The 16,814-nt window shown below is 73.4% G+C and carries 11 protein-coding genes and 1 pseudogene; 4 read left to right on the forward strand and 8 right to left on the reverse strand.

All coding sequences use genetic code 11. From position 1 onward, the window contains the following. Window positions 1-541: 541 nt before the first annotated feature. Window positions 542-1,037 (reverse strand): annotated as a pseudogene (locus ABD973_RS22860) (glycosyltransferase family protein); the annotation flags it as partial. A 20-nt stretch (window positions 1,038-1,057) separates the two neighbouring features. Here ABD973_RS22860 and ABD973_RS22865 point away from each other — a divergent pair. Next, window positions 1,058-1,312 (forward strand): hypothetical protein, encoded by a 255-nt coding sequence (locus ABD973_RS22865; protein WP_125820948.1) that lies wholly within the window; start codon window positions 1,058-1,060, stop codon window positions 1,310-1,312. 58 nt (window positions 1,313-1,370) lie between these two features. Here ABD973_RS22865 and ABD973_RS22870 read toward each other — a convergent pair whose 3' ends face one another. Continuing rightward, the gene (locus tag ABD973_RS22870; protein WP_241253209.1) at window positions 1,371-1,625 is read right to left on the reverse strand and encodes a hypothetical protein; all 255 of its coding nucleotides are present in this window, start codon (window positions 1,623-1,625) and stop codon (window positions 1,371-1,373) included. Between the two features lie 167 nt (window positions 1,626-1,792). On the opposite strand from ABD973_RS22870, the gene ABD973_RS22875 reads away from it, so the two are divergent. The 3 genes from ABD973_RS22875 (at window position 1,793) to pulA (ending at window position 10,407) form a co-directional block, all read left to right on the forward strand. Then, window positions 1,793-2,578 carry an alpha/beta fold hydrolase gene (locus tag ABD973_RS22875; RefSeq protein ID WP_345501817.1) on the forward strand — a complete coding sequence of 262 codons (786 nt, stop codon included), beginning with the start codon at window positions 1,793-1,795 and terminating at the stop codon, window positions 2,576-2,578. A gap of 668 nt (window positions 2,579-3,246) precedes the next feature. After that, window positions 3,247-4,965, forward strand: a complete 1,719-nt coding sequence (locus ABD973_RS22880; protein ID WP_345501819.1) for a carbohydrate-binding module family 20 domain-containing protein — start codon at window positions 3,247-3,249, stop codon at window positions 4,963-4,965. 36 nt (window positions 4,966-5,001) lie between these two features. Beyond that, window positions 5,002-10,407 carry a pullulanase-type alpha-1,6-glucosidase gene (pulA, locus tag ABD973_RS22885; RefSeq protein ID WP_345501821.1) on the forward strand — a complete coding sequence of 1,802 codons (5,406 nt, stop codon included), beginning with the start codon at window positions 5,002-5,004 and terminating at the stop codon, window positions 10,405-10,407. A gap of 92 nt (window positions 10,408-10,499) precedes the next feature. Here pulA and ABD973_RS22890 read toward each other — a convergent pair whose 3' ends face one another. The 6 genes from ABD973_RS22890 to ABD973_RS22915 form a co-directional block, all read right to left on the reverse strand. After that, complete coding sequence (locus tag ABD973_RS22890; protein WP_125820945.1) at window positions 10,500-11,024, reverse strand: GNAT family N-acetyltransferase; 525 nt, start codon at window positions 11,022-11,024, stop codon at window positions 10,500-10,502. Window positions 11,025-11,053: 29 nt separating this feature from the next. Continuing rightward, window positions 11,054-11,779 carry a TetR/AcrR family transcriptional regulator gene (locus tag ABD973_RS22895; protein WP_125820944.1) on the reverse strand — a complete coding sequence of 242 codons (726 nt, stop codon included), beginning with the start codon at window positions 11,777-11,779 and terminating at the stop codon, window positions 11,054-11,056. Window positions 11,780-11,832: 53 nt separating this feature from the next. Further along, window positions 11,833-12,876, reverse strand: a complete 1,044-nt coding sequence (locus tag ABD973_RS22900) for a PDR/VanB family oxidoreductase (RefSeq protein ID WP_345501825.1) — start codon at window positions 12,874-12,876, stop codon at window positions 11,833-11,835. Then, entirely contained in the window at window positions 12,873-13,769 is an 897-nt protein-coding gene (locus ABD973_RS22905; protein ID WP_345501827.1) for a metal-dependent hydrolase, read from the reverse strand. Before ABD973_RS22905 ends, ABD973_RS22900 begins: the two co-directional genes overlap by 4 nt. 137 nt (window positions 13,770-13,906) lie before the next feature. Then, window positions 13,907-15,829, reverse strand: coding sequence for a hypothetical protein (locus ABD973_RS22910; RefSeq protein WP_241253208.1), 1,923 nt, complete (start codon window positions 15,827-15,829; stop codon window positions 13,907-13,909). Window positions 15,830-15,959: 130 nt separating this feature from the next. Then, entirely contained in the window at window positions 15,960-16,754 is a 795-nt protein-coding gene (locus tag ABD973_RS22915; RefSeq protein WP_125598738.1) for a tyrosine-protein phosphatase, read from the reverse strand. Window positions 16,755-16,814: the final 60 nt, after the last annotated feature.

The following is a 16,814-nucleotide window of genomic DNA, read 5'->3' on the forward strand; positions in this document are numbered from 1 at the left end:
CCGGGAGAGCGGTGTCCCGCTGGGCGGTCTCAGAGCAGGTTGGGGGCTTCCCGTCAGTCCCATCGTCCTTCCGGTTCGGGCCGGCCTGTCAAGGGCGCTCCTTCGTCGCGTCACTTCGTGATCGCCTTCGGCGACCCTTGACAGGCCGTCCCGCCCCGGAAAGCCGAAAGACTGCCGGGAAACCCCCAAAGAAACGGGACGGACGATCCTTGGAGGGGCGGGCGTCAGTGCTGAGGCGAGCGGCCGGGCGCCGGCCCGCCGGGCATCCGGGCCCGTCCAGCCTTGGCCCAGCGCCGGGGCGCGACCACCCGCACGAGAGGTTGACCAGAGCGACCTGCGGAGCCTCCGAGCGCGTCAGATCGCTACGCGCTCCTCTTTTCTCGGCGTCCGGCGGCTGCCTGTGGCTGATACCGCCGCGAAAGGACGAGCAGAGCAGGGCGGGATGCGCAGGGGCGCGTCAGATCGCTACGCGCTCCTCATTTCTCAGCGTCCGGCGGCTGTCCGGGGCTGGTGCCCGCACCAGAGGTTGATCAGAGCAGTGTCAGATCACGGGTGGGCGGCCCAGGCGGGTCATCCGCCACACCGTTCGCCAGCTGATGGGGCGTCGGGGTGGGCAGGGGCGGCGGACGCCCTCGAAGAAGCCGGCCCACCATGCGGCGAGGCCCGGGAGCGGGGGTCGCTGCGCCAGGGTGTAGGCGGCCCAGGTCGCGAGGTAGACGGGGACGAGGACGGCGGGCAGGTGGCGCTTGGCCAGCCATACGCGGTTGCGGCCCGTAAGGGTCCGCCCCACCCAGGCGGGGGACGTGCCTGCGCTGGCTCAGGCCGTTCTCGTCGGCGATCCGGAAGCTCACGATGCCGAGCCGGGGGTTCTCCGCGAAGGCGTCGCTGACCAGTCGAAGGGTGTCCGTGCGGGGGAGGAGGCCGTCGTCGTCCAAGACGACGACGAGGTCCGCCGCGTGTGCCTCACGCAGCGCGCGGACACCTTCGTTGCGGCCGCCCGGGATGCCGAGGTTCTCCGGCGGCTCGACCGTATCCACGCTGTGAGAGCCTGCGCCGCATGGGGATCGCCAAGAAGGGCACGCGGACGATCGTCGTGGACGGCGAGAGGTACCGGTGGGTGGTCGCGGCCGATGACGAGCCGGGGCTGGGGATCGTGGTCGTGCACGACCAGGTGGACGGGCAGCGGATGGTGACGTGGGTCGAGCACGGGACGGTGATCGCGCCCGGGCTCGTCGCGGGTGTCATCCGGCGGGCGTTGGAGCGTCATGGCTGGACGCCGCGGGAGCGGGGGAAGCAGCTCACGTTGCGCTAGAACGCCGCGGGGGCGGACCGACGTTGTCGTCGGGCCGCCCCCGCGGGGTCGTTCCGGGTCAGGCGCCCAGGTGGGAGCCGTTCGCCCAGTCCTTCTCGCCGTCCTTGTGGCAGGAGGACTGGTAGACCGGGCCGGCGAACGCCGGGAGGTTGTGGGGGACCGCGGCGAACGTCGAGCAGTCCGACGAGTAGGTCTTGTGGCCGGCGTCGAAGTAGTCGATCTCGACCCCGTCGTTGGCCAGGGCGGCACCGGCCCCGCCCAGGAGGATGCCGGCAGCCAGGACGGACGCGGTGACAGCGGAACGAATACGCATGACTCCCCTAAGGATCAATGGACGGACGCGCCGGTCGATCCGCGCGTCGGCCGGTCCAACCGTCCGCGGGCGCCGCCAGGAACGGCCGTTCACTCCAATGCCCGCAGCTGTATCGTTTCGCCTTCCCGCGCTTCCGCCGGTTGGGTGGGCTGTGCAAGCATCTCCGGATGATCAGACTTGCCGATGATCTCGGACATCTCGCGTACGTCGTTTCCGGTGACGGGCCGGCCGTCGTACTCGTGCACGCCGGCGTAGCCGACCACCAGATGTGGGACGCCGTCGTGCCCGGCCTCGCGGAGCGGTACACCGTCATCCGCCACGACCTGCGCGGCTTCGGCGAATCCGCCCCGCCGGCCGGCCCGTACAGCGACGTCGACGACCTGCGGCGCCTCCTGGACCACCTCGGTCACGAGCGCGTCCGGCTCGTGGGCGCGTCCTGGGGCGGCCGCGTGGCCGTGGACTTCACCCTCGCGCATCCGGAGCGGGTGCACTCGCTGGCGCTGTTCGCCGCGCCCTGGCCCGGCTACGACTGGTCCGCGCAGATGCACGCGTACGACGGCGCGGAGACGGCCGCCCTGGCCGCGGGGGACGTGGACGCCGCCACGCAGGTCAACCTGGACATGTGGCTGCGGGGTCCCGCCCGGGAGTGGGCGGACGTCGCGGCCGGTCTGGCCGACCGGGTCCTCGGGCCGATGCGGACGTCGCTGGTGAACATGGGCGTCCGCGACCAGCACGGCCAGGGGCCGGGGACGTCTGACCTCGCCGGCATCTCCGTGCCCACGCTGGTGGGGGTCGGCAAGCTCGATGTCGCCGACTTCCAGGACATCGCCCGCCGCTACGCCGCCGAGATCCCCGGCGCGACCCTGGTCGAATTCCCGACCGCCGCCCACCTCATCGCCCTGGACGCCCCGGACGAACTCGCCGCGCAGCTGAGCACGTTCCTCGCCGTGTAGCACTGGCCGACAGGGCGCTCCTCGGCTCTGGTGCGGGTATCAGCCCAAGGCGGTCGCCGGACGCTGAGACGTGAGGAGCGCGTAGCGATCTGTCGCGTCTGGGGGGTCTGGAGGGGGCTCTGGTCGGCCTCTCGTGCGGGTAGTCGCGCCCCGGTCCGGGATCGCGGATGTGAGGGCCCGTATGTCGGGCGGGCTGGCCCCCGGCCCCTCGCCTCATCGCTGAGACGCCCGCCCCTCCAAGGATCGTCCGTCCCGTTTCTTTGGGGGTTTCCCGGCAGTCTTTCGGCTTTCCGGGGCGGGTCGGGCTGTCAAGGGTCGCCGAAGGCGATCACGAAGTGACGCGACGAAGGAGCGCCCTTGACGGGCCGGCCCGAACCGGAAGGACGATGGGACTGACGGGAAACCCCCAACCCTCCCTGAGACGGGCCCGGGAAGTACGGCACGACCGGCCCCTTTGGCCCGGTTGGCGACCGTGATGACGTAGGCGCCCGTCCTGCCCCTGGGAAAGTCCCCTGAGCCGGGCGCGGCGCGTGTCTCACTCGTTCGCCGCCCTCCGCCCTTGCTCGGAAACAATTCTGCAATCTCTTGCGCAAGGTCTTGCAACACTCCTGGGCGCCCCCTACGGTCGCGTGCAACCCCCCACGCCTTCCCGCCAGGAGGACCCCCGCATGGCTCGATCCAGATCCCTGTCCGCGCGCGCCGGCAGAGCCGCGCTGGCGACGGCCGCGCTGGCCGCCGTCTCGCTCACCGTTCAGGCGCCGCAGGCTTCGGCCGCTCCGCCCGGGGGGAAGGACGTCACCGCCGTGCTGTTCGAGTGGCGGTTCGCCGATGTCGCCAAGGCGTGTGCCGGCAGCCTCGGGCCCGCCGGGTACGGGTACGTGCAGGTGTCGCCCCCGCAGGAGCACGTGCAGGGGTCCCAGTGGTGGACCTCGTACCAGCCCGTCAGCTACAAGATCGCCGGGCGGCTCGGGGACCGGGCCGCCTTCAAGGGCATGGTCGACGCCTGCCACGCCGCCGGGGTGAAGGTCGTCGCCGACTCCGTGATCAACCACATGGCCGGCCCCGCCGACCCCGGTGCGACGTTCACCGGGACCGGCGGGTCGGCGTACTCCAAGTACTCCTACCCCGGGCTCTACTCCGGCGCCGACATGGACGACTGCCGGGCCGAGATCTCCAACTACCAGGACAAGGCCAACGTCCAGAACTGCGAGCTCGTCAAGCTCGCCGACCTCGACACCGGCGAGGAGTACGTGCGCGGCCGGATCGCCGGGTACCTCAACGACCTGCTCTCCCTCGGGGTCGACGGGTTCCGGATCGACGCCGCCAAGCACATGCCCGCCGCCGACCTCGCCAACATCAAGTCCCGGCTGAGCAACCCCTCCGCGTACTGGAAGCAGGAGGCGATACACGGGGCCGGCGAGTCGGTGTCGCCGGCCGAGTACCTCCCGTCCGGCGACGTGCAGGAGTTCCGGTACGCCCGGGACCTCAAGCGGGTCTTCCAGAGCGAGAACCTCGCCTACCTCAAGAACTTCGGGGAGGCCTGGGGGTACATGCCCTCCGGCGCGTCCGGGGTGTTCGTCGACAACCACGACACCGAGCGCAACGGCGAGACCCTCACCTACAAGAACGGCGCCGACTACACCCTCGCCAGCGTGTTCATGCTGGCCTGGCCCTACGGCTCGCCCGACGTGCACTCCGGGTACGCGTGGACCGACAAGGACGCCGGCCCGCCCAACGGCGGTACCGTCAACGCCTGCTACACCGACGGGTGGAAGTGCCAGCACGCCTGGCCGGAGATCTCCTCGATGGTCGCCTGGCGCAACACCGCCCGCGGGCAGGGCGTCAGCGACTGGTGGGACAACGGCGGTGACCAGATCGCCTTCGGGCGCGGGGCCAAGGCGTACGTCGCCCTCAACCACGAGGCGACCGCGCTGACCCGGACCTTCCAGACCTCCCTCCCCGCCGGCACCTACTGCGACGTGCAGGGCGGCCGCGCCGTGACCGTCGACTCCGGCGGGCGGTTCACCGCCACGCTCCAGCCGCAGACCGCCCTCGCCCTGCACACCGGCGCCCGCGCCTGCACGCAGGTGTCCTCCGCCGGGGCCTCGTTCGCCGTGAACGCCACCACCGTCCCCGGCCAGGACGTCTACGTCACCGGCGACCGGCCCGAGCTCGGCGGCTGGAACACCGCCGCCGCCCTCAAGCTCGACCCGGCCTCCTACCCCGTGTGGAAGCTCGACGTCACCCTCCCGGCCGGGACCTCGTTCGCATACAAGTACGTCCGCAAGGACGCCTCCGGGAACGTCACCTGGGAGAGCGGGGCCAACCGCAACGCCACCGTCCCCGCCAACGGCAAGGTCACGCTGACCGACACCTGGCGCAACTGACCCCCGACCGCACCGCCCCACCCGAGGAGTGACCCCTTGATACGCCCCGCCGCGGGAGCCGTCGCAGCCGCCCTGGCCGTGACGCTCCTGCCCGCCCTCCCCGCGGCCGCCGCCGCGCAGGCCCCCGCGCCGCCGTCGGACGCGAAGCTGGCCGCCGAGCCCGCCCGGCACGACCTGACGCGCGAGCAGTTCTACTTCGTGCTCCCGGACCGGTTCGCCAACGGCGACCCGCGCAACGACCGGGGCGGGCTGGCCGGCGGCCGCCTGGAGACCGGCTACGACCCGACGGACAAGGGCTTCTACCAGGGCGGGGACCTCAAGGGGCTCACCGACCGCCTCGACTACATCAAGGGGCTCGGCACCACCGCCATCTGGCTGGCGCCGATCTTCAAGAACCAGCCCGTCCAGGGCAGGGGCGCGGACGCTTCGGCGGGCTACCACGGCTACTGGATCACCGACTTCACCCAGGTCGACCCGCACTTCGGCACCAACGCCGACCTGGAACGGCTCGTCGACAAGGCGCACCGGAAGGGGATGAAGGTCTTCTTCGACGTCATCACCAACCACACCGCCGACGTCGTCGACTACCGCGAGGGTTCGCACGAGTACCTGTCGAAGGGGGCCTTCCCCTACCTGACCAAGGACGGGGTCCCCTTCGACGACTCCGAGTACGGCGACGGCCGCGCCGGCGGGAAGGAGAGGTTCCCCGAGGTCGACGCCAGCCGGTCCTTCCCGCGTACGCCCTTCGTGCCCGAGGGGAAGAAGGACGCCAAGGTCCCCGCATGGCTCAACGACCCGGCGATGTACCACAACCGGGGTGACTCCACCTTCGCCGGGGAGTCCTCGGAGCAGGGCGACTTCTCCAGCCTCGACGACCTGTGGACCGAGCGCCCCGAGGTCGTCAGCGGGATGGAGAAGATCTACCAGAAGTGGGTCAAGGACTACGAGATCGACGGCTTCCGCATCGACACGGTCAAGCACGTCAACACCGGCTTCTGGACCCAGTGGGCGACCGCCCTCGACAAGTACGCGGCCCAGCGCGGCCGCCCGGACTTCTTCATGTTCGGCGAGGTGTACTCCGCCGACACCGCCGTCACCTCCCCCTACGTCACCCGCGGCCGCCTCGACGCCACCCTCGACTTCCCGCTCCAGGACGCCCTCCGCGCCTACGCCTCCCAGGGCGCGCCCGCCGGCCGGCTGGGCTCCGTACTCGCCGACGACTACCGGTACACCACCGACAAGGCCAACGCCTACGAGCAGGTGACCTTCCTCGGCAACCACGACATGGGCCGCTTCGCCTCCTTCCTCAAGCAGGACCGGCCCGGGGCGGGGGAGCGGGAGCTGCTCGACCGGTACCGGCTGGCCAACGAGCTGATGTTCCTCTCCCGGGGCAACCCGGTGATCTACTCGGGCGACGAGCAGGGCTTCACCGGCTCCGGCGGAGACAAGGACGCCCGCCAGCCGCTGTTCGCCACCCGCGTCGCCGACTACCTGGACGACGACCAGCTCGGAACGGCGCGCACGCACGAGAGCGATGCATACGATCCGGAGCACCCGCTCTACACCCAGATCAGTGCTCTCTCGAAGCTGACCAAGGCCCACCCGGCCCTGCGCGACGGCATCCAGAGCGAGCGCCTCGCCGACGGCTCCGCGTACGCCTTCGCCCGCACCGACCCCAAGACCCGTACCGAATACCTGGTCGCCGCCAACAACAGCGGCACCGCCCGCACCGTCGAGGTCGACGCCCCGCCCGGCGCCTCCTACCGGCCCCTGTACGGCGCCACCGGCCCCGGCGGCACCCCCTACGCCGCCCCCGCCCCCGTCACCGCCTCCCCGGCCGGCAAGCTCACCCTGAACCTGCCCGCCCTCGGCACCGTCGTCCTCCAGGCCACCGCCCCCCTGCCCGCCCCCACCGCCAAGCCGTCGCTCACCCTCAAGGCCCCCGCCCCCGGCGCCACCGGCACCGTCGAGCTGTCCGCCGACCTCACCCCCGGCACCGGCCCCGGCGCCCTCACCCGCGTCGTCTTCGCCGCGCAGACCGGCACCGGCAAGTGGCAGGTCCTCGGCTCCGCCGACCACGCCCCCTACAAGGTCACCCACCCCATCGACCAGGCCACCCCCGCCGGAACACCCATGCGCTACAAGGCCGTCGCCGTCGACTCCGCCGGCCGCACCGCCTCCGCCCTCGCCGCCTCCACCACCGGGCAGACCCCGCCGCCCACACCCCCCACCGCCACCCAGCGCGACCACGCCGTCGTCCACTACCACCGCCCCGACGGCGACTACACCAACTGGCGCCTGTACGCCTGGGGCGACCTCGCCGACGGGGAGGCCACCCCCTGGCCCGAGGGTCACCCCTTCACCGGCCGCGACGCCTACGGCGCCTTCGCCTACGTCCGCCTCAAGCCCGGCGCCTCCTCGCTCGGCTACCTCGTCATCGACAAGGACGGCAACAAGGACGGCGCCGCCGACCGCACCCTCGACCTGACCCGGACCGGCGAGATCTGGCTCGAACAGGGCCAGGAACCCGCCCGCACCGACCGCCCCGCCTACCCGCCGCAGGACCAGGCCAAGGCCGTCCTGCACTACCAGCGCCCCGACGGCTCCCACGACGGCTGGGGCCTGCACGTGTGGAACGGCGCCGCCACCCCCACCGACTGGTCCAAGCCCCTCCCGCCCACCCGCACCGACTCCTACGGCGCCGTCTACGAGGTCCCCCTCACCCCCGGCGCGACCAGCCTCAGCTACATCCTCCACAAGGGCGACCAGAAGGACCTGCCCACCGACCAGTCCCTCGACCTGAAGGCCACCGGCCACGAGGTGTGGCTGCTCGGCGGCCGCGAGAAGTACCTCCTCCCGCAGCCCGCCGGCTCCTCCGCCGCCCTCGACCTCACCAAGGCCGAGGCCGTCTGGATCGACCGCGACACCCTCGCCTGGAACGCCCCCACGACGGCCGCCTCCCTCCAGCTCCTCGCCTCCCGCGACGGCCGGATCACCACCCACGGCGGCGTCCTCCACGAGGCCGGCGCCCAGTGGCTGCGGCTGAACCGCTCCGCCCTCACCCCCGCCCAGAAGCAGAAGTTCCCGCACCTGGCCGGGTACACCGCGCACACCGTCGACCCCCGCGACCGCGACCGCGTACGCGAGGCCCTGCGCGGCCAGCTCGTCGCGAGCGCCCGCGCCGCGAACGGCGCCGTCCTCGCCGCCACCGGCGTCCAGCTCGCCGGCGTCCTCGACGACCTGTACGCCAACGACGCCCCCCTCGGCCCCGCCTTCGAGGACGGCCGCCCCACCCTCTCCGTCTGGGCCCCCACCGCCCGGCAGGTCGCCCTCGAACTCGACGGCCGCACCGTCCCCATGCGCCGCGACGACACCACCGGCGTCTGGTCGGTGCGCGGCGACCGCTCCTGGACCGGCAAGCCCTACCGCTACGCCGTCACCGTCTGGGCGCCCAGCACCCGCCAGATCGTCCGCAACCTGGTCACCGACCCCTACTCCACCGCCCTGACCACCGACTCCACCCACAGCCTCGCCGTCGACCTGGCCGACCCGAAGCTCGCCCCGCCCGGCTGGAAGGAACTGCGCAAGCCCGCGCCCGTCCCCTTCACCAGCGCACAGATCCAGGAGCTGCACGTCCGCGACTTCTCCGTCGCGGACGCCACCACCAGACACCCCGGCCAGTACCTGGCCTTCACCGACACCGGCTCCGACGGCATGCGGCACCTGCGCGACCTGGCCGCCGCCGGCACCTCCTACGTCCACCTCCTGCCCGCCTTCGACTTCGGGACCGTCCCCGAGGACCCCAAGGCCCGCACCGAACCCGCCTGCGACCTGGGGGCCCACGCCCCCGACTCCGAACAGCAGCAGGCCTGCGTCGCCGCGGCCGCCGCCAAGGACGGCTTCAACTGGGGCTACGACCCGCTGCACTACACCGTCCCCGAGGGCTCCTACGCGAGCGACCCGAACGGCACCGCCCGCACCGTCGAGTTCCGCAGGATGGTCCAGTCGCTGAACGGCGCCGGCCTGCGCACCGTCATGGACGTGGTCTACAACCACACCGTCGCCTCCGGGCAGTCGGACAAGTCGGTCCTCGACCGGATCGTCCCCGGCTACTACCAGCGGCTCCTCGCCGACGGCTCCGTCGCCACCTCCACCTGCTGTTCCAACACCGCCCCCGAGAACGCCATGATGGGCCGCCTCGTCGTCGACTCGGTCGTCACCTGGGCCAGGCAGTACAAGGTCGACGGCTTCCGCTTCGACCTGATGGGCCACCACCCGAAGGCCAACATCCTGGCCGTCCGCAAGGCCCTCGACGGGCTGACCGTCGCCAAGGACGGCGTCGACGGCAAGAAGATCGTCCTCTACGGGGAGGGCTGGAACTTCGGCGAAGTCGCCGACGACGCCCGCTTCGTGCAGGCCACGCAGAAGAACATGGCCGGCACCGGCATCGCCACCTTCTCCGACCGGGCCCGCGACGCCGTCCGCGGCGGCGGCCCCTTCGACGAGGACCCCCGCGTCCAGGGCTTCGCCTCCGGCCTGTTCACCGACCCCAACGGCTCACCGGCGGCCGGCACCCCGGCCGAGCAGCGGGCCCGCCTGCTGCACGCGCAGGACCTCCTGAAGGTCGGCCTCTCCGGCAACCTGGCCTCCTACGCGTTCACCGACTCCGCCGGCCGCCGCACCACGGGCGCCGGGGTCGACTACAACGGCGCCCCGGCCGGCTACGCGGCCGCCCCCGGCGACGCCCTCGCCTACGCCGACGCCCACGACAACGAGTCCCTGTACGACGCCCTCGCCTACAAGCTGCCCGCCGGGACCTCCACCGCCGACCGGGCCCGCATGCAGGTCCTCGCCATGGCCACCGCCGCCCTCTCCCAGGGCCCGGCCCTCTCCCAGGCGGGCACCGACCTGCTCCGCTCGAAGTCGCTGGACCGCAACTCCTTCGACAGCGGCGACTGGTTCAACGCCCTGCACTGGGACTGCCGCGACGGCAACGGCTTCGGCCGGGGCCTGCCGCCCGCCGCCGACAACCGCGCCAAGTGGCCCTACGCGAAGCCCCTGCTGACCGGCCCGGCCCCCGGCTGCGCGGAGATCACCGGAGCCTCCGCCGCCTACCGCGACCTGCTGCGGATCCGTACGACGGAGCCGGCGTTCGCCCTCACCACCGCCGAGGCCGTACAGCAGCGGCTGTCGTTCCCGCTGTCCGGGCCCGAGGAGACCCCGGGCGTCCTCACCATGGCCCTCGGCGACCTGGTGGTCGTCTTCAACGCCACCCCCGCCGACCAGCGTCAGCGCGTCCCCGCCCTCGCCGGCGCCGGCTACGCCCTGCACCCCGTGCAGGCGGCGGGCGCGGATGCGGCGGTGAAGCGGTCCGCGTACGACCCGGCGACGGGTGAGTTCACCGCCCCGGCGCGCACGGTCGCGGTGTTCAGGCGCGGCTGACGCGCGCACCCCGAGGGGGAGGTACCGACTGCGGTCCGGTCCCTCCCCCTCGGCGGTTCCCCGCCCGTGCCCGGCGGCGCTCCGGCCGTGCCTCAGACGTCGAGGCGCCGCTCCAGCAGGATCACCCCGTACACCCGGCCGTCCTTGCCCACCTTCGAGGGGAACTCGCCGACCACCCGGTAGCCCGCGCTCCGGTAGTACGCCAGCAGCTTCGGGTTGGTGGACACGCAGTCCAGCCGGGCCCGCTCCCGCCCCGTCCGGGCGATCCGGTACTCGGCGTGCTCCAGGATCCGCATGCCCGTCCCGGGCGGTGCGGCCTTCCGCTCCACCATCAGCCGGTGCACGTAGCCCGCGACCGGCGGCTGCACGCCCCAGGCCGCCTCGTCGGACCACCAGAGCTCGTACGCCCCCACGAGCCGCCCGTCGGCGTCCTCGGCGAGCCAGACCTCACCGTCGCGCATCCGCGCGCGGAAGTGCTCGGCGTCCTTGTCGCCCGGCTTCCACTGGTCGATCCCCCGGCCGAGCATCCACCGGGCGGCCTGGTCGTACAGCTTCGCCAGCGTGGCGGCGTCCTTCTCCCCGGCCGCCCGGAACAGTATCCCGTCGTCAATGATCACGCGGGCATTATCGCCAGCCGAGCGACCGCTCAGTCTCCCGGCTCTTCCCGCTCTCGCGGCCCGGTCCCCGGGACGAGGCCCGCCAGCCGCCCGACCAGTTCCCCGAACGGCCCGTCGGCCGGCTCGTCCGCGAGGATGCGTACGAGGATCCCCGCCATCTCCGCGTCGTACGCGGCGCTCACCGCCGCCAGCGCCGCGAAGTCGTGCACCAGCTGGAGTTCCAGCTCGGCCCGCGGGATCCGCCGCCCGTCGAGCCACAGCAGCGCCGTGGACTCGGCCAGCGACACCCAGGACCGTACGACGAGTTCCAGCCGGGCCGGCGGGTCCTGCACGCCGATGTGCACGAGGATCTGCTCGTACGCGGCCTGCCGGACCTCGTCGATCATCGCGTTGGCCCGGCTGCTGCCCGCCGCCGGTCCGCCGCGCAGCAACGCCGAGAAGCCGGGGCCGTGTTCGTCGACGAAGGCGAAGTAACGGCCCATCACCCGCAGCAGCCGGGGCCCCAGCGGGCCCTCCTGCGGCTCGACGAACCGCGCCGCGAGTTCGTCGGCGGCCCGGCGCAGCGCGGCCTCGTACAGGCTGAGCTTGCCGGGGAAGTAGTGGTAGACGAGCGGGCGGGATATCCCGGCGGCCGCCGCGATCTCGTCGATGGACACGTCGTCGGGGGAGCGGTTGCTGAACAGCTCCAGGGCCACCCCGATCAGCTGCTGCCGCCGCTCCTCGACACCCATCCTGCGTCGCACCCCGGTTGTCATGCCGACACCCTACTTCCCGGGCGGGGGTGGGCCGTACGGGTGAAGGCGCCCCGCTACAGGTCCAGTACGAGCCGGTCCGAGTCCGCGCGGGAGACGCACAGCAGCATCGAGTCGGCGCGTTCCCCGTCGGTGAGGAGATCGTCGCGGTGGTCCACCCGCCCGGAGAGGACGCGGTGCCGGCAGGTCCCGCAGAAGCCCTGCTGGCAGGAGTACGGGGTGGCGGGCAGCACCCGGCGCACCGCCGCCAGCGCGGACTCGTCCGCCGCGACCTCCACGGCGGTGCCGGTGCGGGCGAGTTCCACGGTGAAGGGCTTCGCCTCGGCGGGGGCCGCCGCCGCGAAGCGTTCCAGCCGGACCGCGTCCGGGTCGGGGACGGTTTCGGTGACGGCCCGCATCAGGGGTTCGGGGCCGCAGCAGTAGACCAGGGTGCCGGGCCGGATCCCGGACAGCGGGGCCAGGTCGGGCAGGCCCGTCTCGTCCTCGGCCGCGATCGTCACCCGGTCCCCGTAGGCGGCGAGTTCGGGCAGGAACGGCATCGAGGTGCGCGAGCGGCCCCCGTACAGGAGGGTCCAGTCGGCGCCGTCCGCGGTGGCGGCGCGGAGCATGGGCAGGACGGGGGTGATGCCGATGCCGCCCGCGACGAAGGCGTACGAGGGCGCGGGCTCCAGCTCGAACCGGTTGCGCGGCGGCCGTACCCGCACCTCCGTGCCCTCCAGGAGGCGTTCGTGTGCCTCGCGGGATCCGCCGCGGCCGTCGGCGACGAGCCGGACGGCGATGGTCCAGCGGCCGGCCTCGGCCGGGTCGCCGCACAGCGAGTACTGGCGCACCAGGCCGGAGGGCAGCGTCAGGTCGACGTGGGCGCCCGGGGTCCAGGACGGCAGCTCGTCGGACTCCAGCACCAGGCGCAGCACGCCCTCGGCCGGCTCGGTGCGGGAGGTGATCCGGGCGTGCAGGGTCCGGCGGGGCGAGTACCCGGACACCGGGTCCTCCAGCGCGGGCAGCGGCCACAGGGGGGAGCGGCCGATCCGCTTGAGCAGTGCGCGCCGGGTCAGGACGGCGGCCCCCGCCACCGCCGTGACGGCCAGGGCCCGCCTCACGGCCGCACCCCGCTGTTGGCGCCGGGCGAGGAGGCCAGGTAGGCGACGGCCTGGGCGGTGGAGCCCTCCTGGGAGGGGTGGTAGGTGCGGGAGAGGTAGGTCGGGATGGACCGGGCCATCGCCCCGGCCGAGGGCAGCACGCCGTTGCGGCCGGCCCGCAGGAACTGCCCGTAGGAGGCCTTGGCGCCGGGGCGGTGGGGGTCGTTCTCCACGAAGAAGCGGGCGCCGCGCTGCCAGAGGAAGAGCAGGGCGGCGAAGGCGCTGGCCCAGGTCCGCACCCGGCGGCGGTAGCTGCCGTCGAGGTGCATGAAGAGGTCGAAGGCGACCGAGCGGTGCTCGACCTCCTCCGCGCCGTGCCAGCGCAGCAGGTCCAGCATCATCGGGTCGGCGCCGCGCCGGTCCAGCTCCTTCGCGTTGAGCACCCAGTCGCCGAGGAAGGCGGTGTAGTGCTCGATCGCGGCGATCATCGCGACCCGCTCCATGAGCCACCAGCGGCGGGCCCGGCCCGGGGGGAGGGTCCGGTCGCCGAGGAGCTTCTCGAACATCCAGTCGACCTGGGCGGTGTAGGGGGTCGGGTCGAGGCCGAGGCGCTTGAGGTGGGGGAGCACGTCGTCGTGCGCGGCGGCGTGCATCGCCTCCTGCCCGATGAAGCCGATGACGTCCGCCCGCAGCCGCTCGTCCGTGATGAGCGGGAGCGCCTGCTTGTACACGTGCACGAACCAGCGCTCACCGGCGGGCAGCAGCAGGTGCAGCACGTTGATGGTGTGCCCGGCGAAGGGCTCGCCGGGCAGCCAGTGCAGCGGGGTGTCCTCCCAGGAGAAGGACACGTCGCGGGGTGCGAGGTCTATGTGTTCCGACGCCACGGGGGCGGGGGCGGGCGGCCTATTAGACATGGCGTCAATGTACTGACGGGTACCCGCCAGGAAAACCCCTCGGCACCACCGAATCCCGCGGGGGCGCGGGGAACTGCGCGCCCAGCCACGGAGGACCCGCAGCCGACACGCAACGCACCGCACCCCGCCCGGCAAACCTAGCGGAGCGCCCCGGCCTTGCTGCCGTCCGTCAGCTTCCCCGACAGGTCCACCTGTGCCCCCTCCGGCGCCTTAAGCGCCAGCCGGTTGCCGTTCGCGCTCCCGCTCACCCCCGCGCCCGACGCCGACAGCGAGGCGAACTGCGCACTGCCCGCCGCCAGTACGTACCACTGCCCGGCCCGGGACTTCCACAGCACCCCGGCCAGCACCCGCGGCTCCCGCGTCCCGCACGCCGGGGAGCCCTCCGCCTTGGCCGCCTGCGCCGCCAGCGGCGCGCCCGGGGCCAGGAACTGGGCCTGCACCCGGTCCGCCGTGCCCCGCCAGGTCTCGGCCCGGCTGCACAGCCAGGTCGCCGTCCCGTCCCCCTCGGGCAGCGGCTGCTTCGCGTACGTCCAGGCGTTCACCGACCGCACCCCGTGCGAGCGCACCGAGGGCAGCAGGCAAGCCGTCTTCGACCACTCGCCGAGCTCCGCCGCCTCCGTGACGTCCCGCGCGGCGCCCGGCGCGCCCGAGGTCAGCCGGGCCGGGGTCAGCTCGCCCAGGTCGGTCACCAGCCGGGTGGCGCCGTCGCCGGTCAGGGACAGCGCGCTCCAGCTGGTGCAGTCGCCGCTCGGGGCGGGACCCAGCACCGGCGGGGTCACCCCGTCCGGGGTGAGCTTCAGCGCGGCCGGCTCCTCGCCGGGCTTGAGCAGGTCGCGCAGGGCGGCCGCGGTCACCCAGGGGGCCGTCAGGTAGCGGACGTTGCCGTCGACCCGGCTCAGCACCAGCGCCGTCGCCGTGTCGGCCGTGGCCCCGTCGGTCCGGGCGAAGTCGAGGGCGGCGCCCGCCGTCCCGTTGCGCGGCTCGGCGTACCGGACCACGCGCAGCCCGTCGTACAGCAGGACCACCACGGCCTGGTCGACGGTGCCCGCGAAGAGCAGCTGCGGCGGGCCCATCGGCGGCCCCGACGGGGTGCCCGGCGTCGCCGAGACCACCACCTCCCTGCCGGGCCGGGCCCACACCGCGAGCGCCCGGCGCAGCAGCTCGGCGTCCTGGGCGCGGTCGCCGCGCGCAGGCCAGGCGGAGTAGTCCGTACGGGAGGACGTACGCCACACCGTGGGCGCCACCCGCAGCAGCTGCCCCGGGTCCAGGGCCTGTTCGGCCGCCGCGTTGCGCGCGTACGGCGGGGCGGAGGGCCCGTCGGAGCCCCAGCCGCCGCCCGGCAGCGCCAGCAGCGTCCCGCACACCGCGAGCGCGGCCGCCGCGGCCAGCCCGGCCCGCGCGAGCCGGCGCCGCCGCAGCAGGTCGGTGGGCCGGGCCTGGAGCACGCACGGGTCGAACTCGGGGGAGGAGAACAGGCCGTCGTGCGCCGGATCCCCCGACTCCGCGACCGCCGCCGCCGGGTCGGCGACCCCGGCCTCCGCGAGCACCCGCAGCACCTCCGGCCCGTCCAGCCCCTCCAGCGCCCGCAGGACGCAGGCCGCGCGGCCCGGGCCGTTGAGGGTGGCGAGCCACTGGTCCAGCGCCAGCTCCTCGGCCCCGCCCGCGCGCGGGAACAGCCGCAGCCCCCAGACCTGCGGCAGCAGCGCGGGCAGCTGCCCGCGCAGCGGGAGCGCCTTGAAGGTCAGCGGGATCCCCGCCTCCAGGGCGGAGCGCAGCACGCGCAGCCGGACGTACGCGTACCCGGACTCGGGCCCGCCCAGCCCGCCGCGCTGCGCCGGTACACCGCCCTGCACGGCCGCCGGTTCGGCACCCCGCCGCCCGCGCGGCAGCGCCCGCTGGGTCAGCGAGTGGGCGGTGAGCACCCGCCGGTTGCGGCCCAGGGAGGGCGGGAGCACCAGGTAGGCCAGCCGCACCAGCCGCGGGTAGTGCTCGACGATGGCGGCCTCGGCCTGCTCGACGTCGGGGGGCAGGGGGCGGGTGGCGGTATCCGGCGCAGTCACGTTCAGCAGAACGAGCGAATCGTCGGATGGTCACCCGTCTTCGCGCACCCGTTCGGGCGAATTTCGGGTTTCGAGGTGTACGTGCCGAGTTGCCGGGATTACCGGACAACGCGATCACGGGATCACGGGATCAGGCGATGAGCTTCGCCCGCAGCGCCGCCACGGTCTCCTCGGATACGCCGAGGCCCTCGTGCACGTACTTCTCCATCGAGCCGTACCGGACGCGGACCTCGTCCAGGCCCGCCTCCAGGTAGGAGGGGAACACGCCGATCAGCGCCAGGGCGATGTCCGGGTCCCCGCCCGAGGCGGTGAAGCCCTCGATCAGCGGGGCGAAGGCCTCCTTCACCGCCGGATTCACGGACAGGTACTCGGCCATCAGGGTGTCCTCGTCGGCACCGAGCAGCGACAGGACGAGCGTCGCGCCCCAGCCCGTACGGTCCTTGCCGGCGGTGCAGTGGAAGAGCAGCGGGCCCGCGTCGGGGTCGGCGGCCTCGGTGAGCAGCGTGCGGTACGCGGCGTGCGCGGAGCCGGTGCTGACGAAGGAGCGGTACACGGAGCCGAACAGGGCCTGGGCCTTGCCGCCGCCGAGGTGCTCCTCGGCCACGGCCGGGTCGCCGAGGAGGTCCTTGAGCTGGGTGGCGGCCGGCATGCGGTGGTCGCTCATCTTGTCGGCCAGCACGTCGCGCACCAGCAGCCGGACCCCGTCGGGTATCCGGTCGGGGTGGTCGGCCCGCTCGGCGTCGCTGCGCAGGTCTATGACGGTCCGCAGCCCCAGGGCCGCCACCGCCGGGTCGGCGTCGAGGTCGAGCCGGTCGAGGGCGCCCGCGCGCAGGACGAGGCCGGGGCGGACGGTGCGGCCGCCGGCGAGCGGGGTGCCACCGAGGTCGCGGAGGTTGGCGACGGTGGTGGAAGGGGTGGCGGTCATCGTGGCGGCTCCAGCGGTGAGGCTCGTTCGTGCGTGACGTGTTCGTGCGTGACGTGTCCG

Origin of the sequence: Streptomyces racemochromogenes (assembly GCF_039535215.1) — a bacterium.
GTDB lineage: Bacteria > Actinomycetota > Actinomycetes > Streptomycetales > Streptomycetaceae > Streptomyces > Streptomyces racemochromogenes.

Excerpts from the sequence above, each read along its gene's own strand:
- ABD973_RS22865 (WP_125820948.1), top strand. The coding sequence starts at position 1,058 with ATGGGGATCGCCAAGAAGGGCACGCGGACGATCGTCGTGGACGGCGAG.
- ABD973_RS22870 (WP_241253209.1), bottom strand. The coding sequence starts at position 1,625 with ATGCGTATTCGTTCCGCTGTCACCGCGTCCGTCCTGGCTGCCGGCATC.
- ABD973_RS22875 (WP_345501817.1), top strand. The coding sequence starts at position 1,793 with ATGATCAGACTTGCCGATGATCTCGGACATCTCGCGTACGTCGTTTCC.
- ABD973_RS22880 (WP_345501819.1), top strand. The coding sequence starts at position 3,247 with ATGGCTCGATCCAGATCCCTGTCCGCGCGCGCCGGCAGAGCCGCGCTG.
- ABD973_RS22895 (WP_125820944.1), bottom strand. The coding sequence starts at position 11,779 with ATGACAACCGGGGTGCGACGCAGGATGGGTGTCGAGGAGCGGCGGCAG.
- ABD973_RS22905 (WP_345501827.1), bottom strand. The coding sequence starts at position 13,769 with ATGTCTAATAGGCCGCCCGCCCCCGCCCCCGTGGCGTCGGAACACATA.
- ABD973_RS22915 (WP_125598738.1), bottom strand. The coding sequence starts at position 16,754 with ATGACCGCCACCCCTTCCACCACCGTCGCCAACCTCCGCGACCTCGGT.